At 55.5% G+C, this 16,154-nt stretch carries 15 protein-coding genes and 2 tRNA genes; 9 read left to right on the top strand and 8 right to left on the bottom strand.

The window, feature by feature from the left end; all coding sequences use genetic code 11:
• Positions 1-23: 23 nt before the first annotated feature.
• Both IPM21_15575 and IPM21_15570 read left to right on the top strand, forming a co-directional pair.
• Complete coding sequence (locus tag IPM21_15575; GenBank protein MBK9165293.1) at positions 24-1,019, top strand: VWA domain-containing protein; 996 nt, start codon at positions 24-26, stop codon at positions 1,017-1,019.
• A gap of 59 nt (positions 1,020-1,078) precedes the next feature.
• Positions 1,079-1,155 (top strand) — tRNA-Arg (locus tag IPM21_15570).
• Positions 1,156-1,368: 213 nt separating this feature from the next.
• On the opposite strand, the gene IPM21_15565 is transcribed toward IPM21_15570, so the two are convergent.
• From IPM21_15565 to IPM21_15540, 6 genes are all read right to left on the bottom strand, one after another.
• Complete coding sequence (locus tag IPM21_15565; GenBank protein ID MBK9165292.1) at positions 1,369-2,163, bottom strand: PorT family protein; 795 nt, start codon at positions 2,161-2,163, stop codon at positions 1,369-1,371.
• Positions 2,164-2,242: 79 nt separating this feature from the next.
• Positions 2,243-3,487, bottom strand: a complete 1,245-nt coding sequence (clpX, locus tag IPM21_15560; GenBank protein MBK9165291.1) for an ATP-dependent Clp protease ATP-binding subunit ClpX — start codon at positions 3,485-3,487, stop codon at positions 2,243-2,245.
• Between the two features lie 183 nt (positions 3,488-3,670).
• Positions 3,671-4,258: an ATP-dependent Clp endopeptidase proteolytic subunit ClpP gene (gene clpP / locus IPM21_15555; protein ID MBK9165290.1), complete on the bottom strand. Its 588-nt coding sequence runs from the start codon at positions 4,256-4,258 to the stop codon at positions 3,671-3,673.
• Positions 4,259-4,395: 137 nt separating this feature from the next.
• Positions 4,396-5,826, bottom strand: coding sequence for a trigger factor (tig, locus tag IPM21_15550; GenBank protein MBK9165289.1), 1,431 nt, complete (start codon positions 5,824-5,826; stop codon positions 4,396-4,398).
• Positions 5,827-5,960: 134 nt separating this feature from the next.
• Positions 5,961-6,045, bottom strand: a tRNA-Leu gene (locus IPM21_15545).
• Positions 6,046-6,094: 49 nt separating this feature from the next.
• Positions 6,095-6,358 (bottom strand): hypothetical protein, encoded by a 264-nt coding sequence (locus IPM21_15540; GenBank protein ID MBK9165288.1) that lies wholly within the window; start codon positions 6,356-6,358, stop codon positions 6,095-6,097.
• A gap of 107 nt (positions 6,359-6,465) precedes the next feature.
• On the opposite strand from IPM21_15540, the gene IPM21_15535 reads away from it, so the two are divergent.
• A complete protein-coding gene (locus IPM21_15535) occupies positions 6,466-7,968 on the top strand; it encodes a UDP-N-acetylmuramoyl-L-alanyl-D-glutamate--2,6-diaminopimelate ligase (protein ID MBK9165287.1) in 1,503 nt (500 codons plus the stop codon).
• 3 nt (positions 7,969-7,971) lie between these two features.
• Here the strand turns inward: IPM21_15535 and IPM21_15530 are convergent, their stop codons facing one another.
• Positions 7,972-8,310: a PilZ domain-containing protein gene (locus IPM21_15530; protein ID MBK9165286.1), complete on the bottom strand. Its 339-nt coding sequence runs from the start codon at positions 8,308-8,310 to the stop codon at positions 7,972-7,974.
• The gene (locus IPM21_15525) at positions 8,297-9,808 is read right to left on the bottom strand and encodes an amino acid permease (protein ID MBK9165285.1); all 1,512 of its coding nucleotides are present in this window, start codon (positions 9,806-9,808) and stop codon (positions 8,297-8,299) included. Before IPM21_15525 ends, IPM21_15530 begins: the two co-directional genes overlap by 14 nt.
• 24 nt (positions 9,809-9,832) lie before the next feature.
• Between IPM21_15525 and pabB the strand changes: the two genes are divergently transcribed.
• The 6 genes from pabB (at position 9,833) to recG (ending at position 16,150) form a co-directional block, all read left to right on the top strand.
• Positions 9,833-11,206: an aminodeoxychorismate synthase component I gene (pabB, locus tag IPM21_15520; protein MBK9165284.1), complete on the top strand. Its 1,374-nt coding sequence runs from the start codon at positions 9,833-9,835 to the stop codon at positions 11,204-11,206.
• Between the two features lie 64 nt (positions 11,207-11,270).
• Complete coding sequence (locus tag IPM21_15515; GenBank protein MBK9165283.1) at positions 11,271-11,720, top strand: biopolymer transporter ExbD; 450 nt, start codon at positions 11,271-11,273, stop codon at positions 11,718-11,720.
• Positions 11,721-11,831: 111 nt separating this feature from the next.
• The gene (locus tag IPM21_15510; GenBank protein ID MBK9165282.1) at positions 11,832-12,644 is read left to right on the top strand and encodes a J domain-containing protein; all 813 of its coding nucleotides are present in this window, start codon (positions 11,832-11,834) and stop codon (positions 12,642-12,644) included.
• A gap of 67 nt (positions 12,645-12,711) precedes the next feature.
• Complete coding sequence (gene rpsT, locus IPM21_15505; protein MBK9165281.1) at positions 12,712-12,981, top strand: 30S ribosomal protein S20; 270 nt, start codon at positions 12,712-12,714, stop codon at positions 12,979-12,981.
• A gap of 157 nt (positions 12,982-13,138) precedes the next feature.
• The gene (locus IPM21_15500; protein MBK9165280.1) at positions 13,139-13,804 is read left to right on the top strand and encodes a queuosine precursor transporter; all 666 of its coding nucleotides are present in this window, start codon (positions 13,139-13,141) and stop codon (positions 13,802-13,804) included.
• 60 nt (positions 13,805-13,864) lie between these two features.
• The gene (gene recG, locus IPM21_15495; protein ID MBK9165279.1) at positions 13,865-16,150 is read left to right on the top strand and encodes an ATP-dependent DNA helicase RecG; all 2,286 of its coding nucleotides are present in this window, start codon (positions 13,865-13,867) and stop codon (positions 16,148-16,150) included.
• The last annotated feature ends 4 nt before the right edge of the window (positions 16,151-16,154 follow it).

Raw genomic sequence — 16,154 nt, 5'->3', positions numbered from 1 at the left:
ATTGTTATCATTTGACCGAGCATATGCAGCGTTCCCTTTTGTGCCTTATTACATTCCTTGCCCTGCTTGCCTATGCGGCCCCGGCCGTTATTGCCCAGGACGACGACCCGATTCGCGTTGATGCCGCCTTGGTGCGGCTTAATATCGGAGTTGTCGACGGTCGCGGCCGGCCGATCACGCTGCTCAACCGCACGAATTTTTCAGTCTTTGAGGACGGCGAAAAGCAGGACATTGCCCGCTTTGAGACAACGACCGCTCCATTTAGCGTTGTCGTTTTGCTCGACATGAGCGGCTCGACCAAGTCGTTTCGCCAGAACATCAAGCTCTCGGCCTCGCGTTTTCTTGACGCACTAGCTCCGGACGACCGCATTGCCGTGGTCGAGTTTTACGACAAGGTGCGAATGCTAAATGATTTCACGACCGACAAGCGGCGTGCAGCAACCTCGATCCAGCTCGCCAATGGCCAAGGCCAAACCGATCTTTATAAGGCGGTTGAATTCGCACTTCAGCGGCTTGAACGTGAGAACACGCGGCGAAAGGCGATCGTCGTTTTGTCCGACGGTATCGACACCGACGCCCAAGACCGCGACCGTCAGATGCTCGCGGGCCTTACGGACGACAAGATCCCGAGTTTTCTCAAGACCGAGGACAACAGCAAGCTCAACGAGATACTCGACCGGGCGGACAAGCAAGGTGTGACCATTTACCCGCTGGCATTGCCGACCGGCGATCCGGCACGGCTTGCCGACCCGACACCGCGACAGGTGGAGATGTTTCGCGTCGCCCGCTCGCGGCTGAAATATATCGCCGACCGCACCGGCGGGACGCTCAATACTATTCAGCGGCTCGAGGAAATGGGCCGGCTCTATGCCGAGGTCGCCGCCGATCTCCGCACGCTCTACACCATCGAATACGCACCGACCAACCTCGCCCGCGACGGCAAGTGGCGTGAGATACGCGTCGAGGTAAACGAACCCGGCCTGATCTCACGCACACGGCAAGGCTACTTCGCCCGCTAGCCCGACGGGGTTTACTTGACAGCCTCGGCCGCTCTTCGTAATCTAATAGTTCGCTTCGGGCACCCGTAGCTCAGCTGGATAGAGTACTTGACTACGAATCAAGGGGTCGCATGTTCGAATCATGCCGGGTGCACCAGTTAATTTCGTTTCAGGGTTTCGCAGTTTTCTGCGACACCCTTTTTTCTTTTACTGCATGCGTCTGGTGCACGGGCACGGCGTCCCCTGCGGGCGGTAAGCTCGCTCAAAGGGTAACTGGGAACACTCGCCTTTATTGGGATCCGATTCCAATTCATCTGCCTTCCCGCTCGACCGAACGCACAGATTCGTTAACTACATTGACTTGTACAAGTCATTGCCCCTTGACCTTGAAAGCATATCCAACCGAGATGACGAGATTTCCGGTCCGGCTTTTTCCGTCGTTGGCGGTATCTTTCTGAAGGGTCGTAAGGCCGTATGAAGCCCGAACATCAAGGAACCAGTAATTCCCTTTAACCGGAAACTTCAGCCCGCCCCCGCCAGTGAGACCAAAGTTGACCCGATTCAAGTTATCGGTCACATCGGTTTCCGCATCGAACGAGATCGGAGGTAGCGGCTGATTTATCGGCGGAATTAGGATGGGTGTTCCATTTCGGTCGGAATAGATCGTGCTTGAACCTCTCGTTACCTGAGTTGCCTTTAGAAGCACACCAACGTAAGGCCCAGCATTGACATACGGCTGCAAGGAACTCTCTCGCCGCCCGGTGTATTTTACGAGCACCGGAAACTCAAGGTACTCGAGTTTCGCTGTGTTCTTAAAGTCTGCGTAGTAAAATTGCCCAGCCGGGAGCGGAGGAAGCAGTGGGATCGGAGCCGTGATCGGCTGAATACCGTCTCGCTTGCCGCCCTGCGGTGCGTAGTCGATCCCGGTTTGGATCGAAAGGTTCCGTGCCGTGCCAAATTCGACATATGCACCAAAATTTGGTGCGAACCGTGACTTATAGTCACGCGTTATCTCTTGATCATCGCCGCCGACCAGGTTCGGAAGGCTGAATCCGCCCTTTAAGCCGATGTGAACTTCTTTCTCGCCCGATTGAGCTGTTCCGAGCGTTACCAGAGCAAGTACGAAAGTGAAGATTAAAATGGTCGGTCTTGCCTTTTCTAGCATGTGCATTCTCCTTGGATAGTTGATGGTTAAACGTGCACAGAGGCGCGTTATGGAAAACGAATGCAGGTAAGAACCACGATCAAGCGGCTTGTTCTATTGGGGCGACTACGTCGAAGACGGGGGTCTTTTTCTCGATCATTTCGCGGGTGATGAGGAGCTCCTTGATCTTTGTGTCAGAGGGCAGCTCGTACATTGATTCGAGCAGTATCTCTTCCATTATCATCATCAGGCCGCGGGCACCGACCTTGCGTTTGTGGGCCTCGTGGGCAACAGCCTTTAGAGCTCCCGCGGTGAATTTGAGCGAGATATTGTCGAACTCGAACTTCCGCTGATACTGGCGGACAAGGGCGTTCTTCGGCTCGGTGAGAATGCGGATGAGTGCGGCCTCATCGAGCTCGGCAAGCACGCCGACGACCGGCAGGCGGCCGACGAACTCGGGGATAAGGCCGTAGTGGATAAGGTCCTCGGGCTCAAGCTTGCCGAATGCCTCGTTGCGGCGTTCCTTGCTTGATTTGACGTCAGCCTGAAAGCCGAGCGATTTGTTGCGGAGCCGCTTCTCGACCACCTTTTCAAGCCCGATGAACGCTCCGCCGCACATGAAGAGGATATTGGTCGTATCAAGTTGTGTGAATTCCTGCTGCGGGTGCTTGCGGCCGCCGCCGGTCGGGATATTGGCGACCGTGCCTTCAAGGATCTTGAGCAATGCCTGTTGCACGCCTTCGCCGGAGACATCGCGGGTGATCGAGGGGTTGTCGTCCTTGCGGCAGATCTTGTCGATCTCATCGATGTAGATGATGCCCTGCTGGGCAAGCTCGACGTCGTTGCCGGCGGCCTGCAGAAGCCGAAGCAATATCGTCTCGACATCCTCACCGACGTAGCCGGCCTCGGTCAGGCTGGTCGCGTCAACGATGCAGAAAGGAACGCTGAGCTGGCGTGCGAGCGTTTGGGCAAGTAGCGTCTTGCCGGTGCCGGTCGGGCCGATTAGGAGGATGTTCGACTTCTGGATCTCGATGTCCGAACGCCGCTTGGCGAGCTCAAGCCGTTTGTAATGCTGATAAACGGCGACTGCGAGCCGCTTCTTTGCTCCATCCTGGCCGATGACGTATTCATCGAGGAATTTTTTGATCTCCGAGGGCTTTGGAAGGTGCGTGCGAGATAGCTGTCCATCGACCTTGTCGTCGTCATTGATGATCTCGTTGCAGATATCAATGCACTCATTGCAGACGTAGACACCCGGGCCGGCAATCAGCTTCTTAACGTCATTCTGCGTCTTCCCGCAAAACGAGCAGCACAACAATTCTTCTGGTCGTCGGAAATTAGCCATATCGTTAGTCTGGTCAGTCCGGTCAGTCAAGGAAGTCCGGTAAGTTTTGGAAGCCGTCGGCGCTAAAGTTTCTGAAAGAAAAAGATGTCCTCTTCGAGTTACGTCCCTTTTAATTCAAGCAATATCCGTTAGCTTCCAGACCTCCAAGACTTTCTAGACATCCTCGACTTCCTAGACTTCCCTCTACTTCTCCCGGTGCTCGATCACTTCGTCGATCAGGCCGTAGGCCTTTGCCTGGACCGGTGAAAGAATGCGGTCGCGTTCGACGTCGAGCTCGACCTGGTCAAAGCTCTGGCCGCTGTGGTTTGCGATGATCCGCGAGGTCATCTCACGCATACGCAGAATTTCTTCGGCCATGATGCGGACGTCTGACGCCTGGCCCGAAGCACCGCCCGAAGGCTGATGGATAAGAACCCGCGAGTGAGGCAGGGCAAAGCGTTTTCCTTTCGCTCCGGCCGTTAGCAAGAGAGCTCCCATCGATGCTGCCTGCCCGACGCAGATCGTCGTCACATCGTTCTTGATGAACTGCATCGTGTCGTAGATCGCCATTCCGGCCGTTATTGAACCGCCCGGCGAGTTGATATAGAGATTGATGTCGCGTTCCGGGTCGTCCGCCTCGAGAAAGAGCAGCTGGGCGACGATCAGGTTCGCGATCTGGTCGTCGATCGGCGTACCGATGAAGATAATGCTGTCTTTTAAGAGACGCGAGAAGATGTCGAAGGCACGCTCGCCGCGAGACGTCTGTTCGACCACCATTGGGACCAAAGCCATATTCGTAAAACCTCTGTTCGGAAATTCCTTAAAGCTTAGCCTTAAGAATGCGGAGGTAAAGTGTTGGATATCAGCCGATTGCCGATTCTACACATTTCTCCTAAAAATGCAAACAATAAAGCGGGCGGCCAAGGAGCCTATTCATCACCTGCCGCTTTCTTCGTCGACTTCTTAGCCTTTGCCGGGGCTTTCGCCTTCGCGGCCTTCTTCGGCTTCTCAACAGCCTCGGCAGCCTCGGCTTCAGGCTGATTCTCATCGACCCACGGCCCGTCGGTCACCTTTGCTGCGGCTACGAGAGCCTCGATCGCTTTGCGGGTGCGGAGGTTGTTCTCGATGTTTGCGAGCCCGCCTTGAGCCTCAAACATCTTCCGCATCTCGGCCGGTTCCTGACGATAATACTCAGCCATCTTCCCGACCTCCTCATCGACCTCGGCAGTTTCGACCTTAACGCCCTCGGTGTCGCCGACCTTTTCGAGCAAGATCGCTCCCCGAACGTCTCGCTCGGCCTGGAGCCTCATCTGCGAATAGGCCATCTCGACAAAGTTGGGCTCGACCTTATTCAGGTCAACGCCGCGTTGCTGAAGGTCCTGGGCGAAGTTATTCAGCAGGTTGCGGGCCTGGCTCTCGATGAGCGAGTTCGGAACCTGAAATTCATTCTCCTCAATGAGCTTTGCGATCGCGTTGTTGCGAAGCCGAGCGTCGGCGTCTGTCTCGGCAAGCTTTTCGAGATCAGCACGAAGCTTTGTCCGAAGATCTGCAAGCGACTCGTAGCCCTCATCAAGTGCGACCGCCCATTCGTCGTTGAGCTCCGGAGTTTCCATGATCCCGACAGACTTGATCTTCGCCTTGTAATGAACCGTCTTCCCGGAAAGTGCGGGCGAAGAGAAATCGTCCGGATAGCTGACGGTAAATTCCTTCTCGTCGTCTTCCTTTACACCGACCAGATTCTCCGAAAATGACTTCTCGATCAACTCATCACCGAGCTTGACCTCGAGGTCCTCAGCGGTGATGGGCTCGCCAGCCGGATCGTCTGCAAATGTTCCTTCCAGATCGACAATGACCGTGTCGCCATCCTGCGAAGCTCGTCCTTCGATCGGCACAAGGGCCGCTTCTTCATTGACGCGGCGGGCGATCAGGTCTTCGATCTCAGAATCATCAACCGGTTTGATGCGGCGGGTGAGCTCGAGGCCTTTGTAGTCGGGCTGCGGAATCTCCGGCATCACTTCGACGTGAACGTGCAATTCAACATCCTGCGAGCCGTTGACCTTCACATTCTCGACATCATCGATGTGTAGCTGCGGTTCGGAGAGCGGCTGAAGCCCGTGCTCAAGTATTGCGGCGGAAACCTGTTCCGGAACGAGAAGCTGAAGCACTTCCTGCTTGATCTCTTCCTTGTAGCGAAGGCGAACAACGTCGAGCGGAGCATAGCCCTTGCGGAATCCGGGAATATTGGCTCCCTTAACAAATCGCTGGCTTATCTTGCCGTAAGCATCTTTCAAGGACGCCGCGTCGATCGTCAGATTTATCTCTCGCTCTGTCGGCGAGACCTCTTTTAATTGGCTTTTCATTTACGAATCAAATACCGGTCAAGTAATTGAAAAGGATAGCTAAGCGGGGCAGAAAAGTCGAATACGATGTCTGTATCCAAAACGCAAAAACGGCCGAGCTGGGTATGCAGCTTACGGCCGTATGATCAAGAATGTGGTGCCGAGGACAGGAATCGAACCTGCACGTCTCTCGACGCTAGATCCTAAGTCTAGTGCGTCTACCAATTTCGCCACCTCGGCAGTGGTGCCTAACCCAATCTAGCCAAACGAGGCGAAAATGTCTAGCGACTTACTTTTTCAGATACTTTCGGTTGTATTCTTCCCACGAGAGCGTGTAATCCCGATCTTCGATCTCCGGAAAGGCAGTGCCGCTCGTGAGTGCCTTATTCTCGAGCTTCTTGAACAGTTTGTAGCCGCCATACCCGATCGCAGCGACTACACCGAACCAGAACGCGTAGCCAAAAAGCGTCCAAACGATCCCAAGAAGCCAGAAAACCGCCATCACCCCAAACATTATCGCCAATAGCGTAAGAATTACCTTTATGAATTTCATTCGTCGAACCCCTCCGATCTATTTAGAGATACGAAAACCAAAAGCGGTTGTTCGAACAAAATTGCAGCGTGTCGTATAATCTCGTTTTTTGGGACGGGATTCACAACGTGGCAGCAAACACAATAGAGGCACTTGCTTCCGAGATCGGGGCCGAGCTTTCGGGCACAGCGGGCTACCCTTTGGACGTGACGCACGACTCGCGGCAAGCTCGCGAGGGGACGCTTTTTGCGGCGATCAAGGGTGCGACGGTTGACGGTCACAGGTTCGTTGAGGATGTGATGCGTCGCGGAGCGGTCGGCGTTATTTCAGAATTTGATGCACCTGAAGGCTTTGCCGGTGCTTGGCTGAAGGTTTCGGATGCCCGCGTCGCTCTCGCAAAGGCGGCCTCGATCATCAATGGAGAACCCTCGCACCTGCTCGACCTTATCGGCATTACCGGCACCAACGGAAAAACGACGACAACCTATCTCTGCTACGCACTCGCCGAAGCCGCAGGCATAAAACCCGCAATGTTGACCACGGTCGAGTACCGCATCGGCGACGAAAGCGAAGAGGCGGTGCGAACCACACCCGAAGCCTCGGACACGAACAGATTTTTGCGGCGGGCGGTCGAGGCGGGCTGCGGCTTTGCGGCGATGGAGGCTTCATCACAGGCGATCGACCTGCATCGCTGCGACTGGCTCCGTTTTCGCGTTGCTATCTTTACGAACCTGACGCAAGACCACCTTGATTACCATGGCACGATGGAGAACTACTTCGACGCGAAGAAGAAACTCTTTGACGGCCGACTGGGCCAACGTCCCGGTGCGTGCGTGATAAATATCGACGACGATTGGGGTGCGAAATTAGCGAGTGAACTACGGGCAGACGGCCAGAAGGTTGTAACTTTCTCTCAGCGGCGGTCTGAAGACGGCACGCAAAACGCGGATCTGACCGCCGAGAATATCGAAGTCTCGCTTCTAGAGGGAACGTCATTTCTTTTGAAGACGCCCGAGGACGAGCGAGAGATCACTTCCCCGCTGGTCGGAAGGCCGCATGTTTACAATATGCTTTCGGCCGCTGCTGCGGCACTCGAGCTCGGCTATGGGCTCGATGCGATCGCGGAAGGGCTGTCGAAATGTGTTGGAGCTCCCGGGCGGTTTGAACTTGTTCCGCACGACGGCGAATTCGCGGTGGTCGTGGACTATGCCCACACGGACGATGCTCTGATGAATACGCTTCGCACCGCCCGGCAATTGACCACGGGCCGTGTCATCACAGTTTTCGGCTGCGGCGGCGATAGGGACAAAACAAAACGTGCTCCGATGGGAAAGGTTGCCGGCGAGCTGAGCGATATTGCGATAATCACATCGGACAATCCGCGCACCGAAGACCCGCTGAAGATCATCGCCGAAATTGAGGCGGGAATTGCCGGGACAAGAGCCGAGCGAATGAGCATCTCAGATCGCCGCGAAGCTATCGCGACGGCGATCCGCGTGGCTCACCCTGGCGATGTTGTGATCATCGCCGGGAAAGGCCATGAGACGTACCAGATCATCGGGAATGACAAATTTCACTTCGACGACCGCGAGGCCGCCCGCGAGGCGATCGCGTCGCTGGCGGAACGCTAGCGTCTAGCTTTCCTCTGCGTGAAAGGCGATAAAATTGTCGATGAATTCGAGCTCCGTTTCCGAAAGCCCCTCGAACTTGACCGCAAATCCTATCTCAAAAACATTGTTTGCGATCTCGCCATGAATTCTCATTAGATTTCCGGTCGATAGCGGCAGATATAAAAAGACCGTCTCGCCATTGACGAAATCGCCGCCGGTTAGGACGAAACACCCCTTCCCGCCAATGTCGCTGATCGTGCCTTTGTGCCGGCCGAGGTGATTCTCCCACTCGATGTCAACGGTCACCTTCGACCGGGCGACCGCACGCCGTTCGCGGCCGCTTCTTCTATCATTTATCGTCATTTTCTACCGCCGCGTCCTTGTTCCTGCCGTTCATATAGTAATAGACCGGAAGGCCAAGCAGGATCAGTCCGATACCGATCAGCGAATTGGCCGTATCGTCGTAGAGTGTCTGGATCAACAGCCAGGCCGTCACAAGAAGGAAAATGATCGGAACGACCGGGTAACCAAAGGTCTTGTATGGCCGTTCGGCATCCGGATATCGCTTGCGGAAGATGAAGACCGTCGAGGTTATCAGCGCGTAAAAGATGAACGAGCCGAAGACCACGTAGTTGGTCAACATGTCGAAAAGTGCACTATCGGGGTTATAGAGCCGCCAGAGCGAATCCGAGAGAATGAGCAGGATCGCCCAAGTTCCCTGAAGTATCAGAGAGGCGATCGGAACGCCGGAGACCGAAAGCGTGCCGAACCGCGAGAAGAACTGCCGGTCGCGTGCCATCGCGTATGGAACGCGGGCACCGGCCAATATCGATGTATGCAGCGAACCAAGCGACGACAGCACGAGGCCCATTGTAAAGATGGCCACGGCGACTCCGGTCAGCATTGTTGCAGCATCCGCCGCGAAAAACTTACCGAGCACGACATTGGCCACTGCGACGTCCTTGTCAACAGAGGCGATCGCGGCCGGATCGAGCACGTAGAAGTATGCGATGTGAACGAACACATAAAGCACCATGATAAGTACGGTGCTGCCGATGATCGCGAGCGGGATGTTGCGGTTCGGATCCTTAACTTCACCGGCGACGAACGTAAGCTGATTCCAGCCGTCGTAGCCCCAAAGTGCCCCGAGCATCGCCGCCGCAAATCCGGCAAAGAACGAATAATTGACATGCCCGTATCTCTGCGATTCTGCTACGTCAAGGCACTCTGCCCCGGCTGAGGTCATTCCGAAATTTTCAAAACTGCCGCCGGTCACGAACATGAAAGCTCCGAGCCCGACGAGCACGACGAGAGCGATCTTAACGAAGGTGAGCACAGTCGCGATCCGGCCGCTGATAGCAACCGACGCACTGTTAAGCGTAGTGAAGATGATGATCGCCATTATGGCGATGATCTGCAGCGTAGTGATCTCAACATTTGACCCGCCGACAGGAATCGAGAGAAGAGTATAACCAAGCTTTTCGTCCAGATAGCTATTCAGGGCGATCGCAAATGCAACACCAAGAGCGGCCATCGAACCGGTCTTTGCGATGAGCATCTGCATCCAGCCGTATAGAAAGGCTGAGACCTTGCCGTAAGCGTCACGGAGAAGAACATACTCCGCGCTTGCCTGCGGCTTCATCGCCGTAAGCTCGGCGTAGGTCAGCGAACCCGCGAGAGCGAGAAGGCCGGCGGCAACCCACGCAATGATTACCCACGTCGGTTCGCCGACGTTGCAGGTCATGATCCTTGCCTTAAAGAACACACCGGTACCAATAACGTTACCGATGATCACCGAGGCAGCGGCGATGAGTCCAAGTCCACGTACTAGTGAGTGCTTGTCGTTTGTGTCGAGGGTCATAAATTTTACGGATAGAACCGGAAAGTGAGGTCTGAGGTATATTACGTCAATTCAGCGATTTTGAAAAACGCAAAGGCGGGCGTGATATCATCCATTTCGGTGAAGGAGATCAGTGCAACAGCCGCCGATGTGGTCAATGCGTTTTCCGCGCTTCCGCCGGAGCGGCGAGCGGCGATTTTGGACAGCTCCGGCGTCGGGTATCTCGGTTCGCATCTTCTCATCGCCGGCGTTGATCCGGTAGAGACGTTCGAGGTGCGAACGGGCGGACTAGAAGGCTTAAGTGAACTCGCAAGCCTTCTCAACAAGAACTACTCCTCGATCTTCACTCTCTCTTACGAGTTCGGTGCCTCGCTCCAACCAAAACCGATACAAATTCCCGAAACTGCAGAGTCGAAAGAACCGCTGGCATACGTTGCCCAGTTCAACGCTCTGACCATCCACGATTACGCGACCGGGAAAACATACATTGATGGAAACGAAGCTCGCTTCGATGAGATCGAGAGCCTTCTAACTACGGCCGCAAAGCCGATCGGCGGCATTTCCGCGGCACGTGCGGTCAGATCGAGCTTTACGAAAGACGAGTACGTCGCTGCCGTCAACCTGGTAAAGGAACACATCCGCCGCGGCGATACTTACCAAGCAAACCTGACGCAGCAGTTTGCGATCGAGTTTGAAGACGCGATTCCTGCTGGCGAGGTCTTCAGGAGGCTGCGGAGCCAAAATCCGTCCGCCTTTGCCGCTTTCGTTCAACGTGGCGAGACGGCGGTCGTATCTTCATCGCCCGAGCGGTTCTTTCGCATCGAGGGCGATCGAATAACTGTCGCTCCGATCAAGGGCACGATCAAACGCGGTGCCGATCGGCAAGAAGACGCGGCACTCCGCGAGGCTCTCGCGGCGAGTGCAAAGGATCGGGCCGAGAACACGATGATCGTCGATCTGCTCCGCAACGACCTCGGCCGCATTTGCGAATACGGATCGGTCGCTGTTGACCAGCTCTGCACCATCGAGGAACACGCGACGCTTTTTCATCTGGTATCAACCGTGAGCGGCAGGCTTCGGCAGGACGCGGGACTCCGCGAGGTGCTGCTTTCACTTTTCCCGAGCGGCTCGATCACCGGAGCCCCAAAGGTCCGGACAATGCAGCTCATCGGCGAGATCGAGCTGGTGGCTCGTGGGCTCTCGATGGGATCGGTCGGCATCGCCGTCGGCGGCAACGTCTTCGAGAAACTTGGGCCGTTCATTGATACGAACGTCGCGATCCGCACGATCACGATCTCCGATAATCGTTCTGTCTTTAACGTCGGCGGCGGCGTTGTGATCGATAGCGACCCCGACAGCGAATACCGCGAATCGCTGCTCAAGGCAAAAGCTCTCCTTCAAGCTCTGTGCGTGAAATAGAAGTCGGGCGTTCGGGAACAATTTCTCCATTTCGGTGTCTAAAAACATATTGGAGGAACCCGAAATGAACCAGCCCGAAATAAATGTGACCCCGCTTATAGACGTTCTACTCGTCCTTCTGATCATCTTCATGATCATCACACCAACCCGCCCAAGCAGCCTCGAAACGCGGGTTCCTTCCGAGCCGGCGGACGCATTGCCGGTCAAGCCCAATCCGGACACGATCATCGTAAACGCCGACCGCAACGGCAGTCTTTCCGTCAACCAAAGCGATCCGATCGCAACCATCGCCGAACCCGATGCACTCGTTTCGGTGATCCGAGAAACACTTGCCGAACGGATTGCGATCCACGCTTTCCGGACCGATCCCCAAACCGGCAAGACAGACATCGAACGCACGGTCTTTATCAAAGCCCCGAAGGGCCTCGATTACGGGTCGGTCGCCCGGATCGTCGATGCAGTAAAGTTGGCCGGAGCTTCGCCGATAAGCCTGCAAATCGATCGGTTAGAGTAGTAGTTTCGGCAGAAATTGCAGCATGGAATATGTTATACTTTTGAAGAAATCGGGGGCTCCACCACCCGACTCCGCTCCCCACATTTTGTTATCGGTTCGAGCATTCGGTCAGTGAATTATTACGACGTCCTAAAGGTTTCGCAGCGAGCCTCGAAGAACGAGATCAAGTCGGCCTACCGCCGTCTTGCGCGAGAGCTGCATCCCGATAAAAACGAGGGCTCCGAGGAGACGGCGAAAGCATTTGCGGCGATCGCCGAGGCCTATGAAGTGCTCGGAAGTCCGCGTGAACGGGCCCGCTACGACCGCAAACTCCTTGAACATCAGTACCAGAATGGCAACGGCAGCGGCGACGATTCGATCTTCACTTCACGCAATAGCCACGCCCGCCGCTGGCGGCAACTCGTTTACGAGCATCGTTACAACGAGATAATCAACCGCATGGTCGCCGAAGAACGCCGGCAGGCGGCCGAGCTTCAGAAGCTTATCTTTCCCGCGGTCGCGTTGATACTTTCGACCTTCCTCGTCGCGTTTGGCAAGCCGCATTACTTCTTGAATGCTCCGGTCATCATAAAGATCGTGATCGTCTTTCTTTTCGCCGCTGGGCTTTTTCATATTTACGGCCGCATTCGGCAGGGGCTCGACCGGTTCACCTACGATGATTCCGAGATTCACGATTCTCTTTTCGAAGCTCAGCCGGAAAGCGGAAAGCCGTATTCGCGGCTAACCATCGGCGCACTGATCCTCGGTTCGGTTGTTGCGAGTTTTACACTCGGCCTGGTCATCGGAAATTACTCGCAGTTTCTCGCCGTCACGATGCCGAGAATCTTTTCTGTGACCCTTAACCCGGAGTTCGTGTTTTACCCGCCCATATTTGTAATGATCGCCGACCTAGCCCACTCGGTTTTGACCCGTCTGGAAACTTGACTTGGACGGGGCCAGGTACTATTATTTGGAGTTTGCCGATAAGGGCAGCTTTTGAGGACAGTTAAGAATGGCAAATCATAAATCAGCCGAAAAGCGGATACGACAGAACGAAAAGCGTCGCGAGATCAACCGCTCGAACCGTGGTAAGCTCCGGACGCAGATCAAGAAACTTCGTACGGCCATCGGAGCCGCAGATTCCAAAACGAGCACTGAACTGCTCGGCGAGACCGTTTCGCTTATCGATAAGTCGGTAAATAAGGGCGTTATTCACCGCAACACGGCGGCCCGTTACAAAGCTCGGCTTACCAAGCATGTATCGGCCATAGCCCAACAGTAGTGTTTTCTATATTCCTCCTTTTTCCGGAGCACGTTTTCGAGCGTGCTCCGGTTTTTCGTATTGCATAACCTTTTACTTTTGCTAGACTTGATCCTATAAACCAAGGCGTTCCCTGACCTGCTTGGCAACACGGCAATTCAAATATTACGACCTGATAATGGCCGCATTCGTCGCGGTCATTTTGTGTTCTAACCTGATCGGCGTCCATAAGGTCTCTTATGTAAACCTGCCCTTCTACGGTGAATACATCTATGGGGCCGGCGTCCTCTTTTTCCCGATCAGCTATCTTTTCGGCGATATCCTTACTGAGGTTTATGGATACGCCCGCTCGCGGCGGGTCATCTGGGCCGGCTTCGGTGCCTTGATCTTTGCCTCGCTGATGGCCGTAACGGTCACCAATCTCCCGGTCGCTCGAACGATGCCGCCGGAATATGTCGAAGCGGTGAACATGATCTTCGGGCAAACGCCGCGGATCGTCGCGGCTTCCGTACTCGGTTTTTGGGCGGGCGAGTTCGTCAATTCATTTGTTCTCGCAAAGATGAAGCTGCTGACACGCGGCCGCTGGCTTTGGACCCGGACCATCGGCTCGACCATATTCGGCGAAATGGCAGACAGCCTGATCTTTTATCCGGTCGCGTTCCTCGGCGTCTGGCCGACCGAGCAGGTCGTTAGCGTTATGATCGGCAACTATATCCTGAAGGTGCTCTGGGAGGTTCTCGCAACGCCCTTCACCTACATCATCGTCGGCTTCCTTAAGCGAACTGAGAACGTCGATCATTACGACAAAGACACGAACTTCAACCCGTTCACTCTCGAGACCTGAGGGCCGTTCATCGCGTTAATGCAAGCCCGCCGGAGTTTCTGCTAGAATCCTTTCCAAGCAATGCCCCTTACGCTTGAAACTCCTATCCTTGAGCTACCGCGGTTTCCCGAGGTCCATCTTTCGGCGACAATGGCTCGAAAGCTCGCGGCCGCGGTCGGAGCCTACGCCGGGCGGCCTGAGCCGCTCGAATCGACGGTCGAGGACCTTCTTTCCTACTTTCCAACGCGTTATGAAGACCGCTCGAATTTGCTCCCGATCGATCAACTCTATGACGGCCTAGAAGCCTCGGTCGAGCTTCACGTACGAGTTTCGGGTGCCTTTCAGGTCGGTAAAAACCGCGGGCCGAAGCAGCCGCCGCTATATATCTTTGAGATAACCGGCAGCGACCGCGAACGCGTCAGAAAGCCCGTCGTAGTGATGTGGTTCCTGTCAGGCAAGGCCGCAAAACACGCAATCGAATTCTATACGGGCAAGTTCAAACGCGGTGTTCGCTTCGTGGCCCACGGCCGATGGGAGTGGGACGGTCGGCGAAATACATTCGTCCTCAAGGTCACAAAGCCCGATGAACTCGAAGTTCTCCCGGATGACGAAGCCGCAGTCGAACTTCCGTTGATTGCCGACAATGAAGAAGGATCCGAAGACGAACTCGGCGCAGATGAATCGAATGCTGAGTTTGCGACCATCCACACCGCCCGCCACGTACCCGTTTACCGCAAGCTCGGCCCGTTTCAAACAAAGCGGCTTCGCGAGATCGTTTATGCCGTCACGCGTGTGCTCGACCGCGGCTCGATCGGTGAGTTTCTGCCTGACGAACTGGTCCGGTCCAATCGATTGATCAGCCGCGGCGACGCGATGTGCGAGGTCCACTTCCCACCCGAAACTGCATCGATCTCAGATTATGAGCGGTATCGGAGCGATGCTCACCGGCGGCTGATCTACGAGGAATTCTTCTGGCTTTCATTCGCCCTGCAACTCGTCCGCGGCGAGCGAAAGAAGGAACCGAAAGGCGCAGTTATTGAGATAAACGAGACGGTCAAGAAACGCATCGCTGAGCTGCTTCCCTTTAAGCTAACCGAGGCTCAACGCCGCGTTGTCAAGCAGATATTTGGCGATATGACGTCGGACGCTCCGATGAACCGGCTCATCCAGGGCGACGTCGGAAGCGGCAAGACGATCGTCGCATTCATCGCCATGTTCGCCGCGGCCGAGAACGGCTATCAAACGGCGCTGATGGCTCCGACCGAAATACTCGCCGAACAGCATTTCCGCAACGCGGTCCGATTCTTCGAGCCCGCCGGTTATTCGGTCCGTCTGCTTACGGGCAGCTTAAAGGCGGCCGAAAAAAAGAAAGCCCGCAACGCCATCGCCACGGGTGAAGTGCAGATCGTCATCGGGACACACGCGATAATTCAAGATGGCGTCGAGTTCGAGAACCTCGGCCTTGCCGTTATTGATGAACAGCACAGGTTTGGCGTGCTACAGCGGGCCGCACTCAAGAAAAGCGGCCTGAATCCGGACGTCCTCGTCATGACCGCGACTCCGATCCCGCGGTCGCTTGCAATGACGGTTTACGGCGACCTCGATGTTTCTGTGATCGACGAGCTTCCGCCCGGGCGAACGCCGATCAAGACGGTCGTCGTCGGTGAAGACAAACGTGTCGGTGTCTATAAAGGCATCGAACGCGAGCTGAAGCTTGGCCGGCAGGCTTATGTCGTTTATCCGCTTATTGACGAATCCGAGAAGCTCGACCTAAAGGCCGCGACCGCTATGTATGAAGAACTGCGCCAGCGTGTTTTCCCGCACCGTTCGGTCGGCCTGCTCCACGGCAAGATGAGAAGCGATGAAAAGGAAGCGATGATGCGGGCATTCGTCGCGGGCGAGGCCGAGGTGCTCGTGTCGACGACCGTGATCGAGGTCGGCGTAGATGTGCCCAATGCCTCGACGATGGTCATCGAACACGCCGAGCGATTCGGCCTTTCGCAGCTACATCAGCTTCGCGGACGCGTTGGCCGCGGTGCGGAGCAGAGCTACTGCGTGCTGCTGACCGGCGACAAAAAGACGGCGGTCGCCAAAGAACGGCTCGGGATAATGGAAAAGACGAACGATGGCTTCAAGATCGCTGAAAAGGACCTCGAACTCCGCGGAGAAGGCGAGCTTTTCGGCACGCGGCAATCGGGCGTTCAGATGTTCAAGATCGCCAATATCATCCGCGATTTTGAGATCCTAGAGGCCGCTCGCGGGGACGCCGAAAAACTCCTTGCCGCAAAAAGGGTGAACCCTGAGACTGCCGCTCTTATCAAACGTGTCCGCGGCGATTCGAAATATCGCCTCGCTGGGATAGGATAGGAGT

Source organism: Acidobacteriota bacterium, from assembly GCA_016716435.1.
Classification (GTDB): Bacteria; Acidobacteriota; Blastocatellia; order Pyrinomonadales; family Pyrinomonadaceae; genus OLB17.
The sequence above is the reverse complement of the archived record's forward strand: the minus strand, read 5'-3'. Positions and strand labels throughout refer to the sequence as shown.

What these genes read in the sequence shown, in the direction of transcription:
- IPM21_15575 (MBK9165293.1), top strand. Translation starts at nt 24, where the DNA reads ATGCAGCGTTCCCTTTTGTGCCTTATTACATTCCTTGCCCTGCTTGCC.
- IPM21_15565 (MBK9165292.1), bottom strand. Translation starts at nt 2,163, where the DNA reads ATGCTAGAAAAGGCAAGACCGACCATTTTAATCTTCACTTTCGTACTT.
- clpX (MBK9165291.1), bottom strand. Translation starts at nt 3,487, where the DNA reads ATGGCTAATTTCCGACGACCAGAAGAATTGTTGTGCTGCTCGTTTTGC.
- clpP (MBK9165290.1), bottom strand. Translation starts at nt 4,258, where the DNA reads ATGGCTTTGGTCCCAATGGTGGTCGAACAGACGTCTCGCGGCGAGCGT.
- tig (MBK9165289.1), bottom strand. Translation starts at nt 5,826, where the DNA reads ATGAAAAGCCAATTAAAAGAGGTCTCGCCGACAGAGCGAGAGATAAAT.
- IPM21_15540 (MBK9165288.1), bottom strand. Translation starts at nt 6,358, where the DNA reads ATGAAATTCATAAAGGTAATTCTTACGCTATTGGCGATAATGTTTGGG.
- IPM21_15530 (MBK9165286.1), bottom strand. Translation starts at nt 8,310, where the DNA reads ATGACGATAAATGATAGAAGAAGCGGCCGCGAACGGCGTGCGGTCGCC.
- IPM21_15525 (MBK9165285.1), bottom strand. Translation starts at nt 9,808, where the DNA reads ATGACCCTCGACACAAACGACAAGCACTCACTAGTACGTGGACTTGGA.
- IPM21_15515 (MBK9165283.1), top strand. Translation starts at nt 11,271, where the DNA reads ATGAACCAGCCCGAAATAAATGTGACCCCGCTTATAGACGTTCTACTC.
- rpsT (MBK9165281.1), top strand. Translation starts at nt 12,712, where the DNA reads ATGGCAAATCATAAATCAGCCGAAAAGCGGATACGACAGAACGAAAAG.
- IPM21_15500 (MBK9165280.1), top strand. Translation starts at nt 13,139, where the DNA reads ATGGCCGCATTCGTCGCGGTCATTTTGTGTTCTAACCTGATCGGCGTC.
- recG (MBK9165279.1), top strand. Translation starts at nt 13,865, where the DNA reads ATGCCCCTTACGCTTGAAACTCCTATCCTTGAGCTACCGCGGTTTCCC.